Raw genomic sequence first — 20,506 nt, 5'->3', positions numbered from 1 at the left:
CTCATGACGACGCCTCCTTCGTTCCTGGGCCCTGGCCGGCGCCGGGACCGGGTGCTGAGCCGAGGGTCGCCGAAATTCTGGCGGGCGGTCCCGCGTCGAAGGCCTTCAGGCGGTCGAGCACCCGGTCCGCCGTCGGGGCCTCCATCCGGTCCACGAGGCGCCCGTCGGCGAGGAAGACGACCTCGTCGGCGTGGGCGGCGGCCACCGGGTCGTGGGTGACCATGACGACGGTGCGGCCCATCTGCCGCACCGCCCTGCCGAGCAGGTTCAGCACCTCTTCGCCGGAGCGCGAGTCGAGGTTGCCAGTCGGCTCGTCCGCGAAGACGACGTCGGGCCGTCCCGCGAACGCCCGTGCCACGGCGACGCGTTGCTGCTGGCCGCCGGAGAGTTCGGCGGGCCGGTGGTGCAGCCGGTCGCGCAGCCCGACGACGTCGACGAGCGCATCGGTCCATTCGTCGTCGCCGCGGACGCCCGCGAGGTCCATGGGCAGGGTGATGTTCTCCGCGACGGTCAGCGTCGGCACCAGGTTGAAGGCCTGGAAGACGAAGCCGACGCGGTCGCGGCGCAGCAGCGTCAGGCGCCGGTCGTCCAGCGTGCCGAGCTCGGTGTCGCCGATGAAGGCGGTGCCCGACGTGAGTGTGTCCAGGCCCGCCGCGCAGTGCATCAGGGTGGACTTGCCGGACCCGGACGGGCCCATGATCGCGGTGAAGCGTCCGGCCGGGAAGCCGACGCTCACCCCGTCCAGGGCCCGTACGGCGGTGTCTCCGCTGCCGTAGACCTTCACGGCGCCGGAGACCCCGGCGGCGTCGGTACGCACCGCCCCGGCCATCCGTCCGGTGGCGGTGCTCATGCCGCACCGCCCTTGGCCTGACGGCCGAACTCCTCGTTGAGGACGGTCAGCCGCCGCCAGTACTCGTCCTCGTCGATCTCGCCGGCCGCGAAGCGGTGGCCGAGCACGGCGATGGGCGAGTTGTCGTCGACGCCGGTGTGCCGGGCGAAACCGGCCGCGCCCCGGAACGGGCCGCGCCGGCCGCGCCACACGGTGCGGCGGAGCAGGGTGACGACGCCGATGACGACGGCCGCCCAGATCAGCGGGAAGAAGAGGATCCACGGGCCGGGCCCGCCGTCCCATTGCGCCAGGGTCTGCATTGGACTCATCTCCTCGGAACGGGTTTCTGTGATGCCTCCAAACTCGCCCCGGCACCGCCCTCACGTCGTCGTACGGCCAGCGGCACCGGGCGTACCACCCCGGGAGTACGTACGGCGGAACCGGCTGCTCCCACCGCCGGTGGATCTCTGTACCTACTAGTATGTACAGTGGCTTCATGAGCACTCCGGAGCGTCTGATCGAGTCCACCCGCGAGCTCCTCTGGGAGCGGGGTTACGTCGGCACGAGCCCCAAGGCCATCCAGCAGCACGCGGGCGCGGGGCAGGGCAGCATGTACCACCACTTCGCGGGCAAGCCCGACCTCGCGCTCGCCGCGATCCGACGCACCGCCGAGGAGATGCGCGCCGCCGCCGAGGCGGTCCTGAGCGGCCCCGGACCGGCGTACGCCCGCATCGAGGCCTATCTGCTGCGCGAGCGCGACGTGTTGAAGGGCTGTCCGGTCGGGCGGCTCACGATGGACCCGGACGTCATCGCGAGCGACGAACTGCGCGCGCCCGTCACCGAGACCCTCGACTGGCTGCGCGAGCGGATCGCCGGGATCGTCGAAGAGGGCTGCGCCGGGGGCGAGTTCACGGACGCGCTCGATCCGCGCGACGTGGCGTCGGCGGTCGTCGCCACGGTGCAGGGCGGGTACGTGCTGGCCCGCTCGTCGGGTGCGCCCGCCGCGTTCGACGCCGCGGTGCGCGGCCTGCTCGCGCTGCTCGCCGCGGCCCGCACAGCACCCACCGCGTGACGCGGCACGCGGCGCCGCATCTCGCCCGCACCCGCCGCACCCCTACATCCACGTCTCGAGCCACCCACCCCTGAGGACGCGTACGTTGCACATCACCCGGAACCGACCCGACAGCCGACAGGGACCCGCCGAGCACTTCACCGGCACCGTCTGGCTCGACGAGATCGCCGCCCCCGAAGCACCGTCCCGCCTGCGCATGTACAGCGTGCACTTCACCCCGGGCTCCCGCACCGCATGGCACCGCCACCCGCACGGCCAGGTCCTGCACGTCACCGAGGGCGAAGGGCTCGTGCAGCGCGAGGGCGGCCCGGTCGAGCCGATCCGGGCCGGCGACACCGTGTGGATCGAGCCCGGCGAGTCGCACTGGCACGGCGCCGGGTCGCGCACGTTCATGACCCACCTGGCCGTCGTCGAGGCGGCCGAGGACGGGACCACCGCCGACTGGGCACCGCTGGTCGACCCCGCCGCCTTCCCCAACTGATCCTGCTTCCACGGGAGTACACGATGCACGCCCTGCAGTACGAGATCACTCTGCCCGCCGACTACGACATGGGCGTCATCCGCCGTCGCGTCGAGTCCAAGGGTCACCTCCTGGACCGGTTTGCCGGGCTCGGCTTCAAGGCCTATCTGATGCGCGAGCGCGGCAGGGACGGTTCGCCGGTGAACCAGTACGCGCCGTTCTACCTCTGGAACACCACCGAGGGCATGAACTCCTTCCTCTGGGGCCCCGGCTTCCAGGGCCTCGTCGACGATTTCGGGCGGCCGACGGTGCAGAACTGGACGGTCCTCGCGTACGAGGAGGGCACCGCGTGCGCAGAGGGCGGCGCGGCAGCCGGTGTGCCGAGGTCGGCGGTCCGCCGTCGGCAGCGGATACCCGAGCCGACCCGGCTGCCCGAGCTCGCGCGCGAACTCGCCGACGAGGCACGGGTGACGGCCCGGCGCGAAGGGGCCGTGAGCGCGCTGACCGCCATCGATCCGCGCACGTGGGAGGCCGTCCACTTCTCACTCTGGGACCAGGAGAGCCCCGAAGCCGTCGGCGACGTCTTTCAGGTGCTGCACCTCTCCACCCCCGAGCGGGAGAAGCTGCCGCGCGGGCGGCACTGGTGACCGGGTCCGCGGACCGCGTGGTCCGCACCGTTCTCGGGGACATCGCACCGGAGGACCTCGGAGTCTGCGACGCCCACGACCACCTCTTCCTGCGCAGCCCCCAACTCCCGGGCCAGGAGCTGGACTCGGCCGAGGAGGCGGCCGCCGAACTCGCGGCGTTCCGCGCTGTGGGCGGACGGAGTGTCGTGCAGTGGACGCCGCACGGCATGGGACGGCACGCCGGGCGGCTGCCCGCGCTCTCCAGAACGTCCGGCGTCCATCTGGTGGCGGCGACCGGACTGCACCAAGCGGCCCACTACACCCCGGAGTTCCTCGCCCGGATCCGCTCGGACGGCCTCGCCGCGCTTTTCGTACGCGAACTCACCGAGGGCATCGGAGAGTCCGGCGTGCGGGCCGGGCTGATCAAGGTCGCGGGCGGTTTCCACGGACTCGACGCCCACGCGCGCTGGACGATGGCGGCAGCGGCCGAGGCACACCGTGCGACGGGCGCACCGATCTCCGTCCATCTGGAGCTCGGCACCGGCGCGCCGGACGTACTCGACCTGCTCTGCGGCGAGTTCGGCGTCCCTCCGCACCGGGTGATCCTCGGCCACCTGAACCGCTCCCCCGACCTCGCCTGCCACCTGCGGGCCGCCGGGGCGGGCGCCTACGTGGCCTTCGACGGCCCCTCCCGCACCCACCACGCCACGGACTGGCGCATGCCGGACGCGGTGCGCTCCCTGGCGGACGCGGGCTTCGGCGACCGGATCCTCCTGGGGGGCGACACGACGACGGCGGGGGCGCGTTCGGTGCGGGGCGGTCCCGGCATGCCGCACCTGCTGCGCGGGGTGCGGCCCCGGCTCGAACACGCCGTGGGAGGGGATCTGGTGGGACGGATCCTGACGACGAACCCGGGGCGGGCCTTCGGGGTGGAGTGGCCCGCCGGGTGAGCACGCGCGGGGGCGTCGCGTCCGCCCCGCCGGTGGATCACCGCCGCGTATTGCACCGGTCGTTCCAAAACTGTACGGTACCGACATGGCCCGACCGAGGAGTTTCGACGAGGAACGGGCCCTGGACGCGGCGATGCACGCCTTCTGGACGAACGGGTACGAGGCCACTTCGACCCAGGACCTGTGCGAAGCCACCGGCCTGGGCCGCAGCAGCATCTACAACACCTTCACCAGCAAACACGACCTGTTCCGGCGGGCCCTGGCCCGGTACATGGACAGCATGAACGCCCCCCAGGCCGAGATCCTGGAGAACGTGGAGCTGTCGGCCACGGAGCGCGTGCGCACCCTGCTCGCCCGGGTCATCGACGGAGACATCGAGCACCGCGAGAACGGCCACAGCATCGGCTGTCTCACGGTCAACACGACCGTCGAGCTCGCCGGCCGCGACCCGGCGGCCGCCGACCTGCTGGAGCGCGACCTCGCGGCACGGCTCACCGTGCTGCGCGCCACGATCCGCACCGGCCAGCGCGACGGCGACATCACGTCCACCCGGGACGCGGACGCGCTCGCCCGCTTCGTCAACGCCGTCATCGGCGGCATGCGGGTCTCCGCGCAGGCCGGCGCCGACCGGGCCGCCCTGCAGGCCATCGCCGAGACCGCCATGGACGCGCTCGCGGCCCGCTAGCGATCCGCGACCGGCCCTCACCCATCCGCCCCTCCGCACACCCACCGGGCCTTCGCACGCCCTTTTTCTGTACTGATCTATCCAAAACCAGCCCGGACCTTGCCCGACAGGAGAACCCGCCATGCCCCGCGCCGTATACGTACTGGCCCTAGGCATCTTCGCCATGGTGACCAGTGAATTCGTGGTCGCAGGACTGATGCCGCAGATGGCCGACGGGCTTGACGCCACGATTCCGCAGATCGGCTACCTCATCACCGCCTTCGCCGCGGCGATGGCACTCGGCGGCCCCTTCCTCACGGTCGCCGTTCTGAGGATGCGTCAGAAGTCCGCGCTGATACTGCTGTTCGGCGTCTTCCTCGCGGGGAACGTACTCGCCGCCCTCGCTCCCGACTACCGCACCATGCTGGTGGCCCGCGTGCTCACCGGCATCGCGTCCCAGGCCTTCTTCGGCGTCTCCATATCGCTGGCGTCGCGCATCACCCGGCCCGAAGTGCGCGGCCGAGCCGTCGCGGTGGCCCTCAACGGGCTGATGCTCGGCACCCTGCTGGGCCTTCCGTTCGCCACGGTCGTCGGTGAACACCTGGGCTGGCGCGCCGCGTTCTGGGCGATCACCGTACTGACCGCGCTCGCCGCGGCGGCCACGTTCGTCGGCGTTCCGGGCACCGACGGCGACGGCGAGGAGAGCGGCGGTCTCCGGCAGGAGCTCGGCGCCTTCCGCAACCCCCGGCTCTGGCTCACCCTCACCACCAGCACCTTCGTGATCGGCGCCACGTTCTCCGCGTTCAGCTACCTCAACCCGATCCTCACCGAGCTCACGGGCTTCTCCACCGGGACGGTGCCGCTGCTGCTCGTCGCGTACGGCGCCGCCACCGTCATCGGCAACACCGTCGTGGGCCGGTTCGCCGACCGTCGCACCCTCCCCGTGCTGCTCGTCGGCCTCGCGCTGAACCTGGCCTTCCTCGTCGGTTTCGCGCTCTTCGCCCGACTGACCGTGCCCGCCGTCGTGTTCATGCTGGGCATCGGCCTGGTCGGCGTCACCATGAACCCGGCCCTGGTCACCCGCGTCCAGCGAGTCGGCAACGCGCGGTCGCTGGTGAACACCGTCCACTCGTCCTTCATCACCCTCGGCATCATCATCGCCACCTCCGTCGGCGGGCCGGCCATCGACACGTACGGGCTGCGGGCACCGCTGTGGATCGGCGCCGCCCTTGCCGCGCTCGGCCTCGTCTCGCTGGTGCCGGATCTGCTGCGGCGCCGGGCCTCTGCTCCGGCCTCCGCGTCGGTCAACGGGCAGATCACCGAGTCCGCCGACGCCGTACGGAAGACGGGGGACGAGGCCGAGGCACCCCAGCCCGTCTGAAGCAGTACGCCGTCCCGGGGCAGTACCCCCGCCCGGAGCCGCACGCCCGGCTAGGACCCGACGCGTGACGCGGGCCCCGGCCGAGCCAGGGCTCCCAGGGGGTCGTCGAGCACCGGCTGCCAGGCCAGCTCGGCGGCCCCCACCAGGCTGTTGTGGTCCAGCGTGCACGCCAGGATCGGCACGCTCCCGCTGCGCCCCCACAGGCTCCGGTCGGCGACCACGGCCCGCAGCCGCTCCGGATCCGCCTCAAGGAGGGCGCGGTGCAGCCCGCCCAGGACGATCCGGTCGGGGTTGAGGATGTTGACCAGGCCCGCGAGCCCGAGGCCGAGCCGGTCGATGAGGGCCTCGGCGGCGGAGCGTACGGCCGGGTCGCCGTACGCGTCACGCAGCAGTTCACGGGCCTGTACGAGCAGTCCCTCGGGTCCCGGCTCGCGCCCCGCCTCCGTCAGGAAGGCGAGGGGGTCCGTCTCGACGTCCAGGCAGCCACGGCTGCCGCAGTAGCAGGGGCGCCCCTCGGAGTTCACGGTGAGGTGGCCCACCTCCAGGGCGAGGCCCGAACTCCCGGTGTGCAGACGGCCGTCGAGGACGAGCGCGCCGCCGACGCCGCGGTGGCCGGTCGCCACGCACAGCAGGTCACGCGCGCCGCGCCCCGCGCCGTGGCGGTGTTCGGCGAGTGCGGCGAGGTTCACGTCGTTGCCCGCGAAGGCCGGTCCCTCGATGCCCGCGTCCCGTACGCAGTCGGCGAAGATCTGGCGGACCTGCGCACCCGCGGCCCACGCCACGTGCAGCGGGTTCAGGGCGGTGCCCTCCGGTTCGGCCACCGCGGACGGCACGGCGAGGCCCGCGCCCACGCACCGCCTGCCGGTCTCGCGCAGCAGCTCCGCACCCGCCTCGACGACGGCCCCGATGACCTGTGCGGGGTCGGCGCCGACCGTCTCGCAGCCCGGCGCCGTCGCCACGATGCCGCCGCCGAGCCCGACGAGCGCGGCCCGGAAGCCGTCGGCGTGCACCTGCGCGGCGAGCGCCACCGGCCCTTCCTCCGCGACGGCGAGCCGATGCGAAGGGCGGCCCTGCGAGCCCGCGGCCGCGCTGGGCTTCGCGTCGATCCGGATCAGTCCGAGCGCCTCCAGTTCGGCGGCGACGGCGCCCGCCGTGGCGCGTGTGACGCCGAGCTCGGCGGTGAGTACGGCACGGGTGGGAGCGCGCCCCGTGTGGACCAGTTCGAGCGCGGGACCCAGCGCGCCGCGCCCTCGCTCCAGGCGGGTACGCGTGGTCACTTCCCCCTCGGCACGGGGGTCAGCCTTGCCGTTCATGAGGGCGAGTCTCCCATGATCCGTACACGGCCTCGCCGTTCATCCGCCATCCGCTCGTTCCTCACCGTGACCGTGCCGTGTTCCTCCGCCGGGCCGTGCCGTGTTCCTCCGCCGGGCCGTTCCGCGTTCCTTCGCCGGGCCGTTCCCCGGCTCCGCGTCGTGACCACTCCCCCGGCCGTGCGCGGTGGCTGCCCCCAGGCCTCTCCCGAAACGTCCCGCAGCCCTCCGAAACCGTCTTGAACGTCAGCCGTGCACACCTCTACTCTGACTTTGTGCCGCTACTAAACAAACTCGGGACCGCAGCGCCGCGGCCCACCGAACGCGACCTCGACCTCCGCCGACTGCGCATCGCCCTCACCGTCTTCTTCGCCCTCGACGGCTTCGTCTTCGCGGGCTGGGTCGTCCGCATCCCCGCCATCAAGGAGCAGACGGGGGCATCGGCGGGCCAACTCGGACTCGCGCTGCTCGCGGTCTCCGCCGGGGCCGTCGTGACCATGACGCTCACCGGCCGCCTCTGCAGGCGCTACGGCAGCATCCCGATGACGGTGGCCTGCGCGGTGGCACTGCCCCTGAGCGTCGCACTGCCGCCACTGACGAGCTCGGTCCTCGTGCTGGGGCTGGTGCTGCTGTTCTTCGGGGCCTCGTACGGCGGCATCAGCGTCGCGATGAACAGCGCGGCCGTCGACCTCGTGCGCGCGCTGCGGCGGCCGGTGATGCCCAGCTTCCACGCGGCGTTCAGCCTGGGCGGCATGCTCGGCTCGGGCCTCGGCGGCCTGGTCGCGGGACACCTCTCCCCCACCCGCCACCTGCTCGGCATCACCGTCGTCGGGCTGGCGATCACCGCCGCGGCGGCGCCCGCCCTGCTGCGATACGGGGCCTGCGCCGGGCTTCGCGGATCCGCTCCCGCCTCGGACGACGCCCCCACGGACGCCCCGGCGAAGCGCGGCGGAACGCGCCGCACGGGCCACCGCACGGACCGCCGCACGCGCGGGCTCGTGACCGTCTTCGGGCTCATCGCGCTGTGCACCGCGTACGGCGAGGGCGCCATCGCGGACTGGGGCCCGCTCCACCTGGAGGAGGACCTGCACGCGCACCCGGGCATCGCCGCCGCCGGGTATGCGTGCTTCGCCCTCGCCATGACGATCGGCCGGCTCTCCGGCACCGCGCTCCTGGAACGGCTCGGCAGGACCCGCACCGTGATCGGCGGCGGCGCGACGGCGTGCGTCGGGATGCTGCTCGCCGCCCTCGCCCCTTCGGCGGGCCTCGCCCTGGCCGGGTTCGCCGTGACCGGGCTCGGGTTGGCCAACATCTTCCCGGTGGCGGTCGAGCGCGCGGGCGCACTCGCCGGTCCCGGAGGGGTCGCCGCCGCGTCGACGCTCGGCTACGGCGGCATGCTGGTGGGGCCGCCCCTGATCGGGTTCATGGCGGACTGGTACTCGTTGCCCACGGCGCTCACGAGCGTCGCCCTGCTCGCCGCCGTCGCGTCGGTCATCGGCTTCGCGACCCGTCACACAGAGCGTACGGAGCCTACGGAAACGGCCTGACATCATGCGGAGGCCCCGGTTCGAGGGCGCTCCATCCGACACAATCTGCCGCATGGACATTTCCGAGCACATCCAAGTGGTGGACAGGGAAGGCCGGTTGCTGGCCTCGGCCGCCGCGGAGGCCGGACCCGACGCCAAGGTTCCCACCTGCCCCGACTGGCAGGTGCGGGACCTCCTGAAGCACACGGGGATGGTGCACCGCTGGGCCGCCGCCTTCATCGCCGAGCGGCGCACCTCCTATCGGCTGGGCGGCGAACTCCCCGACCTGGACGGGGACGCGCTCGTCGCGTGGTTCCGCGAGGGTCACGCCGCACTGGTCGCGACGCTCGCCTCCGCGCCGCAGGACGTCGAGTGCTGGGCCTTCCTGCCCGCACCCTCCCCGCTGGCCTTCTGGGCCCGGCGACAGGCCAACGAGACGACCGTCCACCGGGTGGACGCCGAGTCCGCGCGCGGCGGCACGCCGTCACCGGTCGGCGTCGACTTCGCCGTGGACGGCATCGAGGAGTTGCTGCTCGGATTCCACGCGCGCAAGAAGAGCCGGGTGCGCAGCGAGGAGCCGCGGGTGCTGCGGGTCCGGGCCACGGATGCGCCGGGTGGCGAGCGGACGTGGACCGTACGCCTGTCCGACGGACCGCCGGTCACGGAGCGCGGCACGACGGCGCCCGCCGACTGCGAGGTGTCGGGGCAGGCGGCACGCCTCTATCTGGGGCTGTGGAACCGGCTGCCGCTCCCGGAGGTGACGGGCGACCGGTCGGTGGCGGCGCTGTGGCGGGAGAAGTCGTCGATCGTGATGAGCTGACTGCGGATGACCGGGCTACGGGGCTTGCAAGCAGGGCTCGCGGGCAGGGCTTGCAGGCAGGGGTACAGGTCGTTCGGAGCCCTACCGCCCGGCTCAGCTCTGGTGGTCGTCGAGCATCCGCTTGAGAACCGCCCGCTGGACGGGCCGTACCTCGCCGTGGAGCGCACGCCCCTTGTCGGTGAGGGAGACGCGTACGCCGCGACGGTCCTCGCTGCACATCCCGCGCTCCACGAGCCCGTCCTTCTCCAGGCGTCCGATGAGTCGGGAGAGCGCGCTCTGGCTCAGATGGACCTGCGCGGAGATCTCCTGCACGCGGAACGTGCAGCCGCCGTCGTCCGACGACCCCTCCGCCAGCACGTCGAGCACCTCGAAGTCGCTCGCCCCCACGCCGTGCGGGTGCAGCGCGCGGTCGAGTTCGCACAGCGTGCGCGCGTGCAGCGCGAGAATGTCGCGCCACTGATCCACCAGGCCCTGCTCGGCCGTTTTCCCCGCCATGACACGGCACGGTAGCAGAATTCCCCGACTTTGTTGCACCGTCATTAAATGCGCATGCATTAAATGGCACACGCATTAAACGCGCGCGTAAGGCAATCGTCGCACGTCAGCCCAGCCAGCCGGGGCGGACCAGGCCCGACTCGTAGGCGCGTACGACGAGTTGGGCGCGGTCCCGAGCGCCCAGCTTCACCATCGTCCTGCTGACATGGGTCTTGGCGGTGAGTGGGCTGACGACCAGACGGCGGGCGATCTCCTCGTTCGAGAGGCCGATGCCGACCAGGGCCATCACCTCCCGTTCCCGCTCGGTCAGTCCACCGAGCCCGTCGGCTGCCGCGGGTTCCTTGGAACGGGCCGCGAACTCGGCGATGAGGCGCCGCGTCACCCCGGGGGACAACAACGCGTCACCCGCGACCACCGCCCGCACCGCACGCAGCAGTTCGTCCGGCTCGGTGTCCTTGACCAGGAAGCCGGAGGCCCCGGAGCGGATCGCCTCGAAGACGTACTCGTCGAGTTCGAAGGTGGTGAGCATGACCACCTTCACGTCGTCCAGACCGGGCTCGTCGGTGATCCGCCGGGTGGCGGCCAGGCCGTCGAGCAGCGGCATGCGGATGTCCATCAGGACGACGTCGGGGCGCAGTTCCCGGACCATCCGCACCGCCTCCTCGCCGTCGGCCGCCTCCCCGGCGACCTCGATGTCCGGCTGCGCGCCGAGCAACGCCTTGAAGCCTGCCCTGACCAGGGACTGGTCGTCGGCGAGCAGTACGCGGATCACTGGTCCTCCTGAGATGCGGTACGGGGGTCTTGCGGAGATGCGGGGCGGGTGTCCGCCCGAGGTACGGGGCGGGCGTCCGCCCGAGGTACGGGGCGGGTGTCCGCCCGAGGTACGGGACCGGTGTCGGCCCGAGATGCGGTACGGGTCCCGGGGTTCTGGCCCGCGCCTCCGGCCAGGGGCAGAACGGCGGTCACGCGGAAGCCGCCGTCCGGCCGCGAGGCCGCCTCGATCGTGCCACCGAGGGCGGCGGCACGCTCCCGCATTCCGGCGAGTCCGTTGCCGCTGCCACCCGCGTCGGTGCCGGTGGCGGGACCGTCGTCTTCGATGAGCAAGGTGAGCACGGCCCTCTCGTGGCGCACCAGTACGCGCGCGTGGCGCGACCCCGAGTGACGTACGACGTTCGTCAACCCCTCCTGGACGATGCGGAACGCGGCGAGGTCCGCGCCGGGCGGCAGCTTCGCGGGGGCGCCCTCGGTGGTGACGTCGACGGTCAGCCCGGCGCTCCCCGCCTGCTCCACGAGTTCCGGCAGCCGGTCGAGGCCGGGCGCAGGGGCACGGGGCGCGTCGCCGGGGGCGCGCAGGGTGCCCAGCACCTGGCGTACCTCGCCCAGCGCCTCCTTGCTCGCAGCCTTGATGGTGGTCAGAGCCGTGCGGGCCTGTTCGGGGTCGGAGTCGAGCAGAGCCAGGCCCACACCCGCCTGGACGTTGATGACGGAAATGCTGTGCGCGAGAACGTCGTGCAGCTCCCGCGCCATCCGCAGCCGCTCCTCGCCCGCGCGCCGCTCGGCGGCCTGCGCGCGCTCGGCACGCTCCTTGGCCCACTGCTCACGGCGTACGCGGCCCAGCTCGGACACCGCGACGATCGCGACGACCCATACGGCGCCCGCGATCTCCTGACTCCAGGGACGGGCACCGTCGCCCCCGGGCGGCAGCCAGCGGTAGAGCCAGTGCGCGATCAACAGATGCCCGGCCCAGAGCCCGCCCACGGCACCCCAGCCCGCGCGCCGGTGCCCTGCGACGACGGCGGCGAAGCAGCCCACCGCGACAGCGAGGAAGACCGGCCCGTAGGGGAACCCGGCAGCGATGTATACCAGCGTGAGCCCGGCAGTGGCGAACACGACGGGCGCGGGGTGGCGGTGACGCAGCAGCAGGGCCGCCGTGGCCAGGAACAACAGCACCCTCGCGAAGGGGGTGAGCTGCTCACGGCCCCCCTGACCGTGCCCGGCGAAGCCGGACCCGATCTGCACGAACACGGTGAGCACGAATGTCGTCAGCCAGGGCAGCCGGCGCTCCGGCCGCTCCTCGGCCCCGGCGTTCCACCAAGGCGGCCCCTGCCGCCACATCGGCGGTCCGCCCCAGGCCGGGGGCGGACCGCCCGGCCTGCGTTCGCGCTGCTCGTTCATGGCGGTCACGCTAGACCGCGCGGGCGCCCGCGGGCGTCCGACGGGCGTGGTGATCACGCGTACTCCCGCGGGAGTAGCCTGCCGCGGGATGCGGACGTCTGTGATGCCGTGCCTGTGGTGCGGCGGGGCATAGTGGCACTTCGGGACCCGCCCTGTCACAAGAACGGTCCCGCAGGCCGAAGCGATCTTGGAATCCTGGCCTCCGGCGATCCACGCGGATAGGTTGAATCGCAGGTACCCACGGAAACCGGCATGTACGGTCGGTTCCAGAACCGCCGTCGGTACCGGAATCACAGAGAGTCCCGGACCCGGGGCGGCAAAGAGGGTGGGGGCCGACCGAAAGGCCGACCCCCGGGGTGAGCGCGTCAGACCAGACGACTGATCTGCACGGTCAGATCCAGCGCCATCTGGATCAACATGACCACCAGACTCCAGTACGTCCAGTCTGACGACTCATCGAGCTTGTGCACGAAGCACCCCCTCCTTCCTCTTCCGGGACGTCCTCGGAAAAGTTCGGGGGCTGCTGCTCGATGACTCACAGGTCACTCTATGGGCGGCTCCGCGCCGCGAGCAGCAGTTTGCTCCGTATAAGGGAAGTTGTACGCACGGGCGCCAGAAGTACCTGATAATGCCCGGCCGTTGGCGCCCCGGCTGCGCACTAACCCTGCGGGGTCAGCCCTGCGGCAAGGCACATCAGCCTTGTGGCCAAGCACATCAGCCCTGCGGCAACAGACCTACGCCATCGGCGAGTTGCCGCACCGCGTGCGAAAAGAACGCCGAGCGGTCCTCCACGAGCCGGTTGTACTGCCCGAACACCTCGAAGCTCACCAGCCCGAACAGCTGCGCCCACGCCGCGACCATCGCCGTGATCACAGCCGGAGGCAGATCCGGCGCGACGTCCGCCGCGATCCGCTCACCCTCGGAGCGCAACTCGCCGGGCAACGGCCGAAGGGCGACCCCTCGGCCCCGGTGGGCATCACGCACGACGTCGATGAGCAACTGCCCCACGCGCGCGGCGGCCCGGACGGTCGTGTCCGGCGCGCTGTACCCGGGCACGGGCGAGCCGTAGATGAGCGCGTACTCGTGCGGACGCTCCAGCGCCCAACCCCGCACCGCTTCACAGATCACGGTCCAGCGCCGAAGCGGCTCTTCACCGGCAACACCCGCGTGCGCCGCCTCGGCGGCGGAGCCGAGCGAGTCGTACGCGTCGATGATGAGCGCGGTCAGCAGGTCGTCGCGGCTGGGGAAGTACCGGTAGAGCGCGGAGGAAACCATGCCGAGCTCCCGAGCGACGGCCCGCAGGGAGAGCTTGGCGGCCCCTTCGGCAGCAAGCTGTCGGCGAGCCTCGTCCTTGATCGCGGCGGTGACTTCCTCACGGGCCCGGGCCCGGGCTCCTTTGGTGGCGCTGGCGCTGCTGCTGCTGGTCATACGGCCCAGTGTGCCATGGGGTGGGAGCGGTGCACGCAGTTCGGATCAGTGCACACAATCGAGAGCGGTGCGTGTGTACGTAAGCAGTGCACGCCCTCCGGAGCGTTGGGCAGGGTCGAGTGCGGTGAGCGCAACCGTGAGCGGTGCACCCCGTCGCGGGCGGCGGCCTCACCTGCGAGCGACGGACCCAATCGGGAGCAGCGCATCAGCAGGCATCAGCACCCTCGTCCCGGCCGCCGCGCCGCACCCGGAAGTGAGCAGCGCCCAAATTTGAGAGCACTGCTCTTGCTTTGGATCGCCGATCCGGTACACACTGTTCTCAAGCGAGAGCACTGCTCTCGAAGTCCGAATGAGCCCGACCCACCCACGGACCTACGCACCCACGCACCATCCACGCACCCGCCACCACCTTCATGAGCCCTGGGAGACCGCCATGTCATCGACGCCCGCCACCCCCTCCCCCTACTACCTCAAGGGCAGCCCTCTCAACGCCCGCTTCAACGGAGTGATCGGCTGGCTGGCGCGGCACGGCGTCAGCCTGATGGGCAGCGCCGAACTCTCCGTGCGGGGCCGCAAGAGCGGCCAGATGCAGCGCATCCCGGTCAACCCGTACACGCACGACGGCGACCGGGGCCAGTACCTCGTGTCGGCGCGCGGACACTCCCAGTGGGTGCGGAACATGCGCGCGGCCGGCGGAGGGGAGCTGCGGGTGGGGCGCAAGGTGCGGGTGTTCACCGCCGTGGAGGTGGCCGACGCCGAGAAGTTGCCGCTTCTGCGCGGCTACTTGGAGCAGTGGGGCTGGGAGGTCAACCAGTACTTCAAGGGTGTCACCGCCAAGTCCTCCGACGAGGAGATCCTGGCGGCGGCACCGGACCACCCCGTCTTCCGGATCACCGTGCAGAAGCGGCGTGCGTGAACCGTGGGTCATAGCGGGGCCCACGACTCGTCCGGCGGGTCATGGGCCGAGCCAGGGCCGGACCTGGGCGAGGGCCGGGCCGGAGGGGGCCGGGGCGAGGGCCACCCAGGGCCCTAATCATGTTGACCGGTCCAGGCAGGCAGTGCTGGAGTCGGCACGTGGACAGCATCCCCGCCAACCGGCGGTTCTGGAACCGGATCAGCAGCTCCTACCAGCACGAGCACGACCCGCAGATCGGCGCCACACCCCGGCTGTGGGGCATGTACTCCATCCCCGACGCGCACCTGCACGCCCTGGGCGACGTCACCGGCAAGCGCGTCCTCGAACTCGGCTGCGGCGCCGGCCAGTGGTCCAGGGCGCTTGCCGCCGAGGGCGTCACGGTGGTCGCGTTCGACCTGTCCGAGGCCCAACTCAGCGCAGCGGCCCGCGCGATGGGAGCGGACCGCTACTCGCTCGTGCAAGGCGCCGCCGAACAACTCCCCTTCGCCGCCGACACCTTCGACCTCGTGTTCTGCGACTTCGGTGGGCTCAGCTGGGCGCCCCCGCACCTGGCCGTCCCGCAGGCCGCACGCGTCTTGAACCGAGGCGGGCGCCTGGTGTTCAACGTCGCCAGCCCCTGGTTCGAAGCGTGCTACGACGAAGCCGCCGGTCGCGTGACCACGACGCTGCAGCAGGACTACTTCGGACTCAACACCATCGCCGAAGACGACGGCGCGACCAGCTATCAGCTCACTTACGGCGACTGGGTCAAGGTCCTGCGCGGCGCGGGTCTTGTCATCGACGACCTTATCGAGCCACGGCCCGAACCGGGAACACCCAACGGCTACAACGAGACCGACCCATCCGACTGGGCACACCGCTGGCCTGCGGAACTTCTGTGGGTAACCCACAAACCGTAGCTTGTCCGCCGCCGACCACCGCCTATGCCACTAGCGAACGGTTCCCGCCGACCGAAACGCACAGGCAAATCCCGTCTCATCCCCGGTGGTTCGGGAGCTCAGTGGCTCTGGGCCGCCTCGTTTGAATCACCTGATCGCGCGATGAAGAAGCCCGGTATTGCAGGTGCTCGGGGGTGACGGCGGCCACTGGTGCAACACGTTCAACGGCAACGGCACGTGGACCAACTGGTACGGCTGCTAGCCCGTGAACGGCCCGACCGCTAGCGGTCCCGCCCCTGCAGGGCGCGGCCCACCATCGGATGGGTGCGGACCAGCTCGCCCAGCGTCGTCGAACCGCGCGTGATCTTCGCGAAGGCGTTCCACGCGGGACGGAAGCCCGTGATCGCCGTGTGCAGTACGCCGGGGCGGCGCTCGAAGGCCTTGAGCAGGCGCCGTCCGACGCTCATCTCCACGCCGAGTCCGGCCTTGATGGCGAAGGCGTAGTTCAGGGCCTGGCGGCGGGCGTCCACCGCGTCGTGCGCCTCGGCGATCCGCACCGCCCACTCCCCCGCGAGCCGGCCGGAGCGCAGCGCGAAGGAGATGCCCTCGCGGGTCCACGGCTCCAGGAGCCCCGCGGCGTCGCCGCAGACCAGCACCCGGCCGCGCGAGAGCGGCGAGTCGTCGCTGCGGCAGCGCGTCAGGTGCCCCGAGGAGACGCTCGGCTCGAAACCGGCGAGGCCGAGCCGGGCGATGAAGTCCTCCAAGTACCTCTTGGTGGCCGCGCCTTCGCCGCGCGCGGAGATCACTCCGACGGTGAGGGTGTCGCCCTTGGGGAAGACCCAGCCGTAACTGCCCGGCATCGGACCCCAGTCGATGAGCGCCCGCCCCGCCCAGTCCTCGGCGACGGTCTCCGGCACCGGGATCTCGGCCTCGAGCCCGAGGTCGACCTGGTCGAGCTTCACGCCGACATGTGCCCCTATGCGGCTGGCGCTGCCATCGGCTCCGACGACGGCGCGGGCGAGGACGGTCTCGCCGCCCTGCAGCACGACGGCCACCGTACGGCGGTCGGGCACGTCGGGACCGTGCTGCTCCACGCGCGCGACCGTGGCTCCGGTGCGCAGCTCGGCGCCCGCCTTCTGCGCGTGCTCGACGAGCTGCTGGTCGAACTCGGGGCGGTTGATGAGCCCGAAGAGCATGTGCCGGGAGCGGCGGGTGCGGGTGAACTTGCCGTCGAGGGAGAACGTCACCGCGTGCACCCGGTCGCGCAGCGGCAGCTCGAAGCCGGGGGGCAGGGAGTCGCGCGAGGGGCCGATGATGCCGCCGCCGCACGTTTTGTAGCGGGGGATGTCGGCTTTCTCCAGGAGGAGCACGGTGCGTCCGGCGACCGCTGCCGCATAGGCCGCCGAGGCCCCCGCGGGGCCGGCTCCGACCACGACGACGTCCCACACGTACCCGGTGTCGTCCGACGAGTTCTCGCTGCTCACGTTGGTCTACCGCTCCTGATCCCGCTGTTGGCCGCGCTGTCCCCAGGCATCCTACGGCGGAGGCCCACGGGTCCCTCCTGTGGGAGGATCACATCTACCCACACGTACAACGTCGCACCTACGAGGAGCGTGCCCATGTCGCCGGATCCGATCGCCGAGACCGTCGCCTCACTGATGCCGAGGGCGAAGGCGGAGCTCACCGAACTGGTGGCCTTCAAGTCGGTGGCGGACTTCGATCAGTTCCCGAGGAGCGAGAGCGAGGCCGCGGCGGGCTGGGTCGCGGACGCCCTGCGCGCCGAGGGCTTCCAGGACGTCGGGGTGCTCGACACTCCGGACGGCACGCAGTCGGTGTACGGCTTCCTGCCGGGCCCGGAGGGTGCGCCGACCGTTCTCCTCTACGCGCACTACGACGTGCAGCCGCCCCTCGACGAGGCCGCGTGGGCCACCCCGCCCTTCGAGCTGACCGAGCGCGACGGCCGCTGGTACGGCCGGGGCAGCGCCGACTGCAAGGGCGGCGTCATCATGCACCTGCTCGCGCTGCGCGCCCTGAAGGCGAACGGCGGCGTCCCCGTGAACGTGAAGGTGATCGCGGAGGGCTCGGAGGAGCAGGGCACGGGCGGCCTCGAGCGGTACGCGGAGGCTCACCCCGAGCTGCTCGCGGCCGACACGATCGTCATCGGCGACGCGGGCAACTTCCGCGTCGGCCTGCCGACGGTCACCTCGACGCTGCGCGGCATGACGCTGGTCCGCGTCCACGTGGAGACCCTCGAAGGGAATCTCCACTCGGGACAGTTCGGCGGCGCCGCCCCGGACGCCCTCGCCGCGCTGGTCCGTGCGCTGGACTCGCTGCGCGCCGAGGACGGGTCGACGACGGTCGACGGTCTGACGAGCGACACCGTCTGGGACGGGCTTCAGTACGAGGAAGGTGACTTCCGCCGGGACGCCAAGGTCCTCGACGGCGTCGAGCTCATCGGTGAGGGCTCGGTCGCCGACCGCATCTGGGCGCGCCCCGCCGTCACGGTCCTCGGCATCGACTGCCCGCCGGTGGTCGGTGCGACACCGTCGGTGCAGGCGAGCGCGCGGGCGCTGATCAGCCTGCGGGTGCCGCCGGGTGTGGACGCCGCCGAGGCGACGAAGCTGCTCAGGGCCCATCTGGAGGCGCACACTCCGTGGGGTGCGCGGGTGCGGACGGAGCAGGTCGGGCAGGGTCAGCCGTTCCGTGCGGACACCACGAGCCCGGCGTACGCGGCGATGGCCGAGGCGATGGGTGAGGCCTACCCGGGCGAGGAGATGCAGTACGCGGGTCAGGGCGGCTCGATCCCGCTCTGCAACACCCTCTCGACCCTCTACCCGCGCGCGGAGATCCTGCTCATCGGCCTGAGCGAGCCGGAGGCGCAGATCCACGCGGTGAACGAGAGCGTGTCGCCGCAGGAGCTGGAGCGTCTGTCGGTGGCCGAGGCGCTGTTCCTGCGGAAGTACGCGGCGAGCTGACCGGCGCGGGTCCGGTACCGGGCGCTCGGCCGACGGCCGGGCGCCCCTTTTCCGTTCCCGGAGTCACGCGTGGCGGCACGGTGGGGTGGCACCGGGCTGTCCGCTGAGGGGGACGCCCGCCTCCAGGTAGAGCGCGGCCCCGCGTTCGCGTGCGCGCAGCGCCCAGCGCAGGCGTTCGTACCGTACGGCGGGAAGCAGCTCGGCGGCTTCCTGCTCGGTCACGAAGCGCCAGCCGCGCAGTTCCGGGCCCGGCAGGAGCATGCGGCGGGCTTCGTCGCCGTCGAGATGGCCACCGTCGAAGAGGAAACGCATCCCTCCGTAGCCGGGTGGCCGGGGCGCCTCCCAGTCGGCGACCAACAGGCTCGGAGTGTGGGCCAGTTGGATGCCGGTCTCCTCCGCCACCTCGCGTACGCCCGCGCGCGCGGGTGCCTCGCCGGGCTCGACGACGCCGCCCGGGAACTCCCAGCCCGCCTTGTACGTCGGGTCGACGAGCAGGACGCGGTCGTGCTCGTCGAAGAGCAGCACGCCGGCGGCGAGGGTCTCCGAAGTGGGCTCCGGAGTCTGCACGATGTCGCACACGGAGGCGGAGTCGGTGCGGACGGCTTCGGCGACGCGTTCGGCGGTCTCGTACGGGGTGAGGGTGCTGGTGTCGATGCGGTGGGCGTCGGCGTCCAGCCAGGCGGCGCGCGCCGCGAGGTAGGGCTCGATGTGGTCGAAGGACCACTGGCGCACGCGCAGGTCTCCGTCGGGCAGGTCCGGCGGCACGTCGCGGCCCGATATTCGCTCGCGCAGGATCGTTTCGTCCGGGGCGAGAAGCACGTGGCGCACGGGAATCCTGCGCGAGGCGAGACCGCCGAAGATCTCGTCGCGGTACTCCTGGCGCAGCAGCGTCATCGGCACCACGAGGATGCCGCCCACCTCGGCGTGCAGGGCGGCCGCGGTGTCGATGACGAGGCGGCGCCAGATCGGCAGGTCCTGGTAGTCGCTCACCTCGTCGAGGCGCTTGGGCGGCAGCAGGTGCGGCAGTGCGGCGCCGATGACCTCGGGGTCGAAGAGTGTGCTGTTCGGGATCAGCTCGATCAGTTCCCGTGCGGCGCTGGTCTTGCCCGCACCGAACGTGCCGTTGATCCAGACGATCACGGTTCCCCCTCTTCTGTTGGCCCCCTGTGGCTTGCCCGCAACACCCTGCCATGGAAACCAGGCGCTGATGGGAGCGGAATCGTCGCCGACGCGCGGATGTCGGACAGCCCGGTGCCCGGATGTCAGACAGCCTGATATCCGGATGTCAGACAGCCCGGGAACGGACGCCTCCCCCTCCCCCCGCCCACATCCCGCCTCTCCTGCCCGACCCGAGGCCCCCACGTCAAGCCGGATTCCCAACATTCACCCCTTCGCGTGGCGAAGCCCTTGCATGAATCGTTCCGTCACCCCGGAGCGCGCCGGTCCCCGATACCGTTTCCCCGCAGCCACCCCGGCCCCCGGTGACTCTCGCAACGGCCACTTCTGTTGGGCCGCGCTTCTTCGGGGCGCTTCGGCCCCGGCGCTGGGGGATTTATGCGGCAGGAAACACTGAGCGACTACACGTGCGAGGCCTCCGATCGACCGCCGCGGGTGTACGGGTACGGCCCCGCGGTCGTCGTCGAACTGCACGGCGACATCGACCTCGTGGCAGCCAGCGGATCGGAGCCACTGCTGGAGGCCGTGGCCTCGGGCCCCGAAGCCCTCGTGATCGTCGACCTCTCCCAGGTCGACTTCCTCGACTGCTCCGGCCTCTCCTTGCTGATGCGGCTCCGCCGCCGCGTAACCGCCAGAGGCGGCCACCTGCGCCTCGTCTGCACCCACCCGATGATGCTGCGCATGCTGCGCGTCACCCGCCTCACGACGCTGCTGGAACCAGCACCCACGCTGAGCGCGGCGCTGGTGGACCAGCCCGAGACCTCCGGGAACACGGAAAACTGAGACCGGCGAGAGCCGAGGCCCCGCTCCTCCGCGCCGTCCCGG

Annotated in this window: 21 protein-coding genes; 12 read left to right on the top strand and 9 right to left on the bottom strand. The window is 71.8% G+C overall.

Annotated elements, in window-relative coordinates; translation table 11 throughout:
• Position 1: 1 nt before the first annotated feature.
• Together ACZ69I_RS12315 and ACZ69I_RS12310 are read right to left on the bottom strand one after the other, a co-directional pair.
• Positions 2-850 (bottom strand): ABC transporter ATP-binding protein, encoded by an 849-nt coding sequence (locus tag ACZ69I_RS12315; protein WP_470831894.1) that lies wholly within the window; start codon positions 848-850, stop codon positions 2-4.
• Entirely contained in the window at positions 847-1,149 is a 303-nt protein-coding gene (locus ACZ69I_RS12310) for an SHOCT domain-containing protein (RefSeq protein WP_470831892.1), read from the bottom strand. The genes ACZ69I_RS12315 and ACZ69I_RS12310 overlap by 4 nt, the downstream gene beginning before the upstream one ends.
• 161 nt (positions 1,150-1,310) lie before the next feature.
• Between ACZ69I_RS12310 and ACZ69I_RS12305 the strand changes: the two genes are divergently transcribed.
• The 6 genes from ACZ69I_RS12305 to ACZ69I_RS12280 all read left to right on the top strand — a co-directional run bounded on the left by ACZ69I_RS12305 (position 1,311) and on the right by ACZ69I_RS12280 (position 5,982).
• On the top strand, positions 1,311-1,901 hold the full coding sequence (locus ACZ69I_RS12305; RefSeq protein WP_470831891.1) for a TetR/AcrR family transcriptional regulator: 591 nt from the start codon (positions 1,311-1,313) through the stop codon (positions 1,899-1,901).
• Between the two features lie 85 nt (positions 1,902-1,986).
• Positions 1,987-2,382, top strand: coding sequence for a (R)-mandelonitrile lyase (locus ACZ69I_RS12300; protein ID WP_470831889.1), 396 nt, complete (start codon positions 1,987-1,989; stop codon positions 2,380-2,382).
• 23 nt (positions 2,383-2,405) lie between these two features.
• A complete protein-coding gene (locus tag ACZ69I_RS12295) occupies positions 2,406-3,008 on the top strand; it encodes a DUF4865 family protein (protein ID WP_470831887.1) in 603 nt (200 codons plus the stop codon).
• Positions 3,002-3,937: a phosphotriesterase family protein gene (locus ACZ69I_RS12290; RefSeq protein ID WP_470832049.1), complete on the top strand. Its 936-nt coding sequence runs from the start codon at positions 3,002-3,004 to the stop codon at positions 3,935-3,937. Before ACZ69I_RS12295 ends, ACZ69I_RS12290 begins: the two co-directional genes overlap by 7 nt.
• Before the next feature lie 85 nt (positions 3,938-4,022).
• Complete coding sequence (locus ACZ69I_RS12285) at positions 4,023-4,622, top strand: TetR/AcrR family transcriptional regulator (RefSeq protein ID WP_467679987.1); 600 nt, start codon at positions 4,023-4,025, stop codon at positions 4,620-4,622.
• Between the two features lie 121 nt (positions 4,623-4,743).
• Complete coding sequence (locus ACZ69I_RS12280; protein WP_470831885.1) at positions 4,744-5,982, top strand: MFS transporter; 1,239 nt, start codon at positions 4,744-4,746, stop codon at positions 5,980-5,982.
• 50 nt (positions 5,983-6,032) lie between these two features.
• Here the strand turns inward: ACZ69I_RS12280 and ACZ69I_RS12275 are convergent, their stop codons facing one another.
• Positions 6,033-7,295 (bottom strand): ROK family protein, encoded by a 1,263-nt coding sequence (locus ACZ69I_RS12275; protein ID WP_467679991.1) that lies wholly within the window; start codon positions 7,293-7,295, stop codon positions 6,033-6,035.
• 272 nt (positions 7,296-7,567) lie between these two features.
• On the opposite strand from ACZ69I_RS12275, the gene ACZ69I_RS12270 reads away from it, so the two are divergent.
• Both ACZ69I_RS12270 and ACZ69I_RS12265 read left to right on the top strand, forming a co-directional pair.
• Positions 7,568-8,839, top strand: a complete 1,272-nt coding sequence (locus ACZ69I_RS12270; protein ID WP_470831883.1) for an MFS transporter — start codon at positions 7,568-7,570, stop codon at positions 8,837-8,839.
• A gap of 52 nt (positions 8,840-8,891) precedes the next feature.
• Positions 8,892-9,638: a maleylpyruvate isomerase family mycothiol-dependent enzyme gene (locus ACZ69I_RS12265; protein ID WP_470831881.1), complete on the top strand. Its 747-nt coding sequence runs from the start codon at positions 8,892-8,894 to the stop codon at positions 9,636-9,638.
• A 93-nt stretch (positions 9,639-9,731) separates the two neighbouring features.
• Here the strand turns inward: ACZ69I_RS12265 and ACZ69I_RS12260 are convergent, their stop codons facing one another.
• From ACZ69I_RS12260 to ACZ69I_RS12245, 4 genes are all read right to left on the bottom strand, one after another.
• Positions 9,732-10,133 (bottom strand): MarR family winged helix-turn-helix transcriptional regulator, encoded by a 402-nt coding sequence (locus ACZ69I_RS12260; RefSeq protein WP_467679997.1) that lies wholly within the window; start codon positions 10,131-10,133, stop codon positions 9,732-9,734.
• 106 nt (positions 10,134-10,239) lie between these two features.
• Positions 10,240-10,905 (bottom strand): response regulator, encoded by a 666-nt coding sequence (locus tag ACZ69I_RS12255; protein ID WP_470831879.1) that lies wholly within the window; start codon positions 10,903-10,905, stop codon positions 10,240-10,242.
• The gene (locus tag ACZ69I_RS12250; RefSeq protein ID WP_470831878.1) at positions 10,902-12,308 is read right to left on the bottom strand and encodes a sensor histidine kinase; all 1,407 of its coding nucleotides are present in this window, start codon (positions 12,306-12,308) and stop codon (positions 10,902-10,904) included. The genes ACZ69I_RS12255 and ACZ69I_RS12250 overlap by 4 nt, the downstream gene beginning before the upstream one ends.
• A 714-nt stretch (positions 12,309-13,022) precedes the next feature.
• Positions 13,023-13,736, bottom strand: a complete 714-nt coding sequence (locus tag ACZ69I_RS12245) for a TetR/AcrR family transcriptional regulator (RefSeq protein ID WP_470831876.1) — start codon at positions 13,734-13,736, stop codon at positions 13,023-13,025.
• 433 nt (positions 13,737-14,169) lie between these two features.
• Between ACZ69I_RS12245 and ACZ69I_RS12240 the strand changes: the two genes are divergently transcribed.
• Positions 14,170-14,652, top strand: coding sequence for a nitroreductase family deazaflavin-dependent oxidoreductase (locus ACZ69I_RS12240; protein ID WP_470831874.1), 483 nt, complete (start codon positions 14,170-14,172; stop codon positions 14,650-14,652).
• Between the two features lie 158 nt (positions 14,653-14,810).
• Positions 14,811-15,551 carry a class I SAM-dependent methyltransferase gene (locus ACZ69I_RS12235; RefSeq protein WP_470831873.1) on the top strand — a complete coding sequence of 247 codons (741 nt, stop codon included), beginning with the start codon at positions 14,811-14,813 and terminating at the stop codon, positions 15,549-15,551.
• 260 nt (positions 15,552-15,811) lie between these two features.
• Here the strand turns inward: ACZ69I_RS12235 and ACZ69I_RS12230 are convergent, their stop codons facing one another.
• Positions 15,812-17,014: a geranylgeranyl reductase family protein gene (locus ACZ69I_RS12230; protein WP_467680011.1), complete on the bottom strand. Its 1,203-nt coding sequence runs from the start codon at positions 17,012-17,014 to the stop codon at positions 15,812-15,814.
• 135 nt (positions 17,015-17,149) lie between these two features.
• On the opposite strand from ACZ69I_RS12230, the gene ACZ69I_RS12225 reads away from it, so the two are divergent.
• A complete protein-coding gene (locus ACZ69I_RS12225; protein ID WP_470831870.1) occupies positions 17,150-18,505 on the top strand; it encodes a M20/M25/M40 family metallo-hydrolase in 1,356 nt (451 codons plus the stop codon).
• Between the two features lie 63 nt (positions 18,506-18,568).
• Here the strand turns inward: ACZ69I_RS12225 and ACZ69I_RS12220 are convergent, their stop codons facing one another.
• Positions 18,569-19,645 (bottom strand): NUDIX domain-containing protein, encoded by a 1,077-nt coding sequence (locus tag ACZ69I_RS12220; RefSeq protein ID WP_467680015.1) that lies wholly within the window; start codon positions 19,643-19,645, stop codon positions 18,569-18,571.
• 414 nt (positions 19,646-20,059) lie between these two features.
• Here ACZ69I_RS12220 and ACZ69I_RS12215 point away from each other — a divergent pair, with 414 nt between their 5' ends.
• Complete coding sequence (locus ACZ69I_RS12215) at positions 20,060-20,464, top strand: anti-sigma factor antagonist (RefSeq protein WP_467675695.1); 405 nt, start codon at positions 20,060-20,062, stop codon at positions 20,462-20,464.
• Positions 20,465-20,506: the final 42 nt, after the last annotated feature.

The sequence above is a fragment of the Streptomyces sp. NPDC036815 genome (assembly GCF_055609205.1).
The sequence above is the reverse complement of the archived record's forward strand: the minus strand, read 5'-3'. Positions and strand labels throughout refer to the sequence as shown.

Excerpts from the sequence above, each read along its gene's own strand:
- ACZ69I_RS12315 (WP_470831894.1), bottom strand. The coding sequence starts at position 850 with ATGAGCACCGCCACCGGACGGATGGCCGGGGCGGTGCGTACCGACGCC.
- ACZ69I_RS12310 (WP_470831892.1), bottom strand. The coding sequence starts at position 1,149 with ATGCAGACCCTGGCGCAATGGGACGGCGGGCCCGGCCCGTGGATCCTC.
- ACZ69I_RS12305 (WP_470831891.1), top strand. The coding sequence starts at position 1,311 with ATGTACAGTGGCTTCATGAGCACTCCGGAGCGTCTGATCGAGTCCACC.
- ACZ69I_RS12295 (WP_470831887.1), top strand. The coding sequence starts at position 2,406 with ATGCACGCCCTGCAGTACGAGATCACTCTGCCCGCCGACTACGACATG.
- ACZ69I_RS12285 (WP_467679987.1), top strand. The coding sequence starts at position 4,023 with ATGGCCCGACCGAGGAGTTTCGACGAGGAACGGGCCCTGGACGCGGCG.
- ACZ69I_RS12280 (WP_470831885.1), top strand. The coding sequence starts at position 4,744 with ATGCCCCGCGCCGTATACGTACTGGCCCTAGGCATCTTCGCCATGGTG.
- ACZ69I_RS12275 (WP_467679991.1), bottom strand. The coding sequence starts at position 7,295 with ATGAACGGCAAGGCTGACCCCCGTGCCGAGGGGGAAGTGACCACGCGT.
- ACZ69I_RS12265 (WP_470831881.1), top strand. The coding sequence starts at position 8,892 with ATGGACATTTCCGAGCACATCCAAGTGGTGGACAGGGAAGGCCGGTTG.
- ACZ69I_RS12260 (WP_467679997.1), bottom strand. The coding sequence starts at position 10,133 with ATGGCGGGGAAAACGGCCGAGCAGGGCCTGGTGGATCAGTGGCGCGAC.
- ACZ69I_RS12250 (WP_470831878.1), bottom strand. The coding sequence starts at position 12,308 with ATGAACGAGCAGCGCGAACGCAGGCCGGGCGGTCCGCCCCCGGCCTGG.
- ACZ69I_RS12245 (WP_470831876.1), bottom strand. The coding sequence starts at position 13,736 with ATGACCAGCAGCAGCAGCGCCAGCGCCACCAAAGGAGCCCGGGCCCGG.
- ACZ69I_RS12240 (WP_470831874.1), top strand. The coding sequence starts at position 14,170 with ATGTCATCGACGCCCGCCACCCCCTCCCCCTACTACCTCAAGGGCAGC.
- ACZ69I_RS12225 (WP_470831870.1), top strand. The coding sequence starts at position 17,150 with ATGTCGCCGGATCCGATCGCCGAGACCGTCGCCTCACTGATGCCGAGG.
- ACZ69I_RS12215 (WP_467675695.1), top strand. The coding sequence starts at position 20,060 with ATGCGGCAGGAAACACTGAGCGACTACACGTGCGAGGCCTCCGATCGA.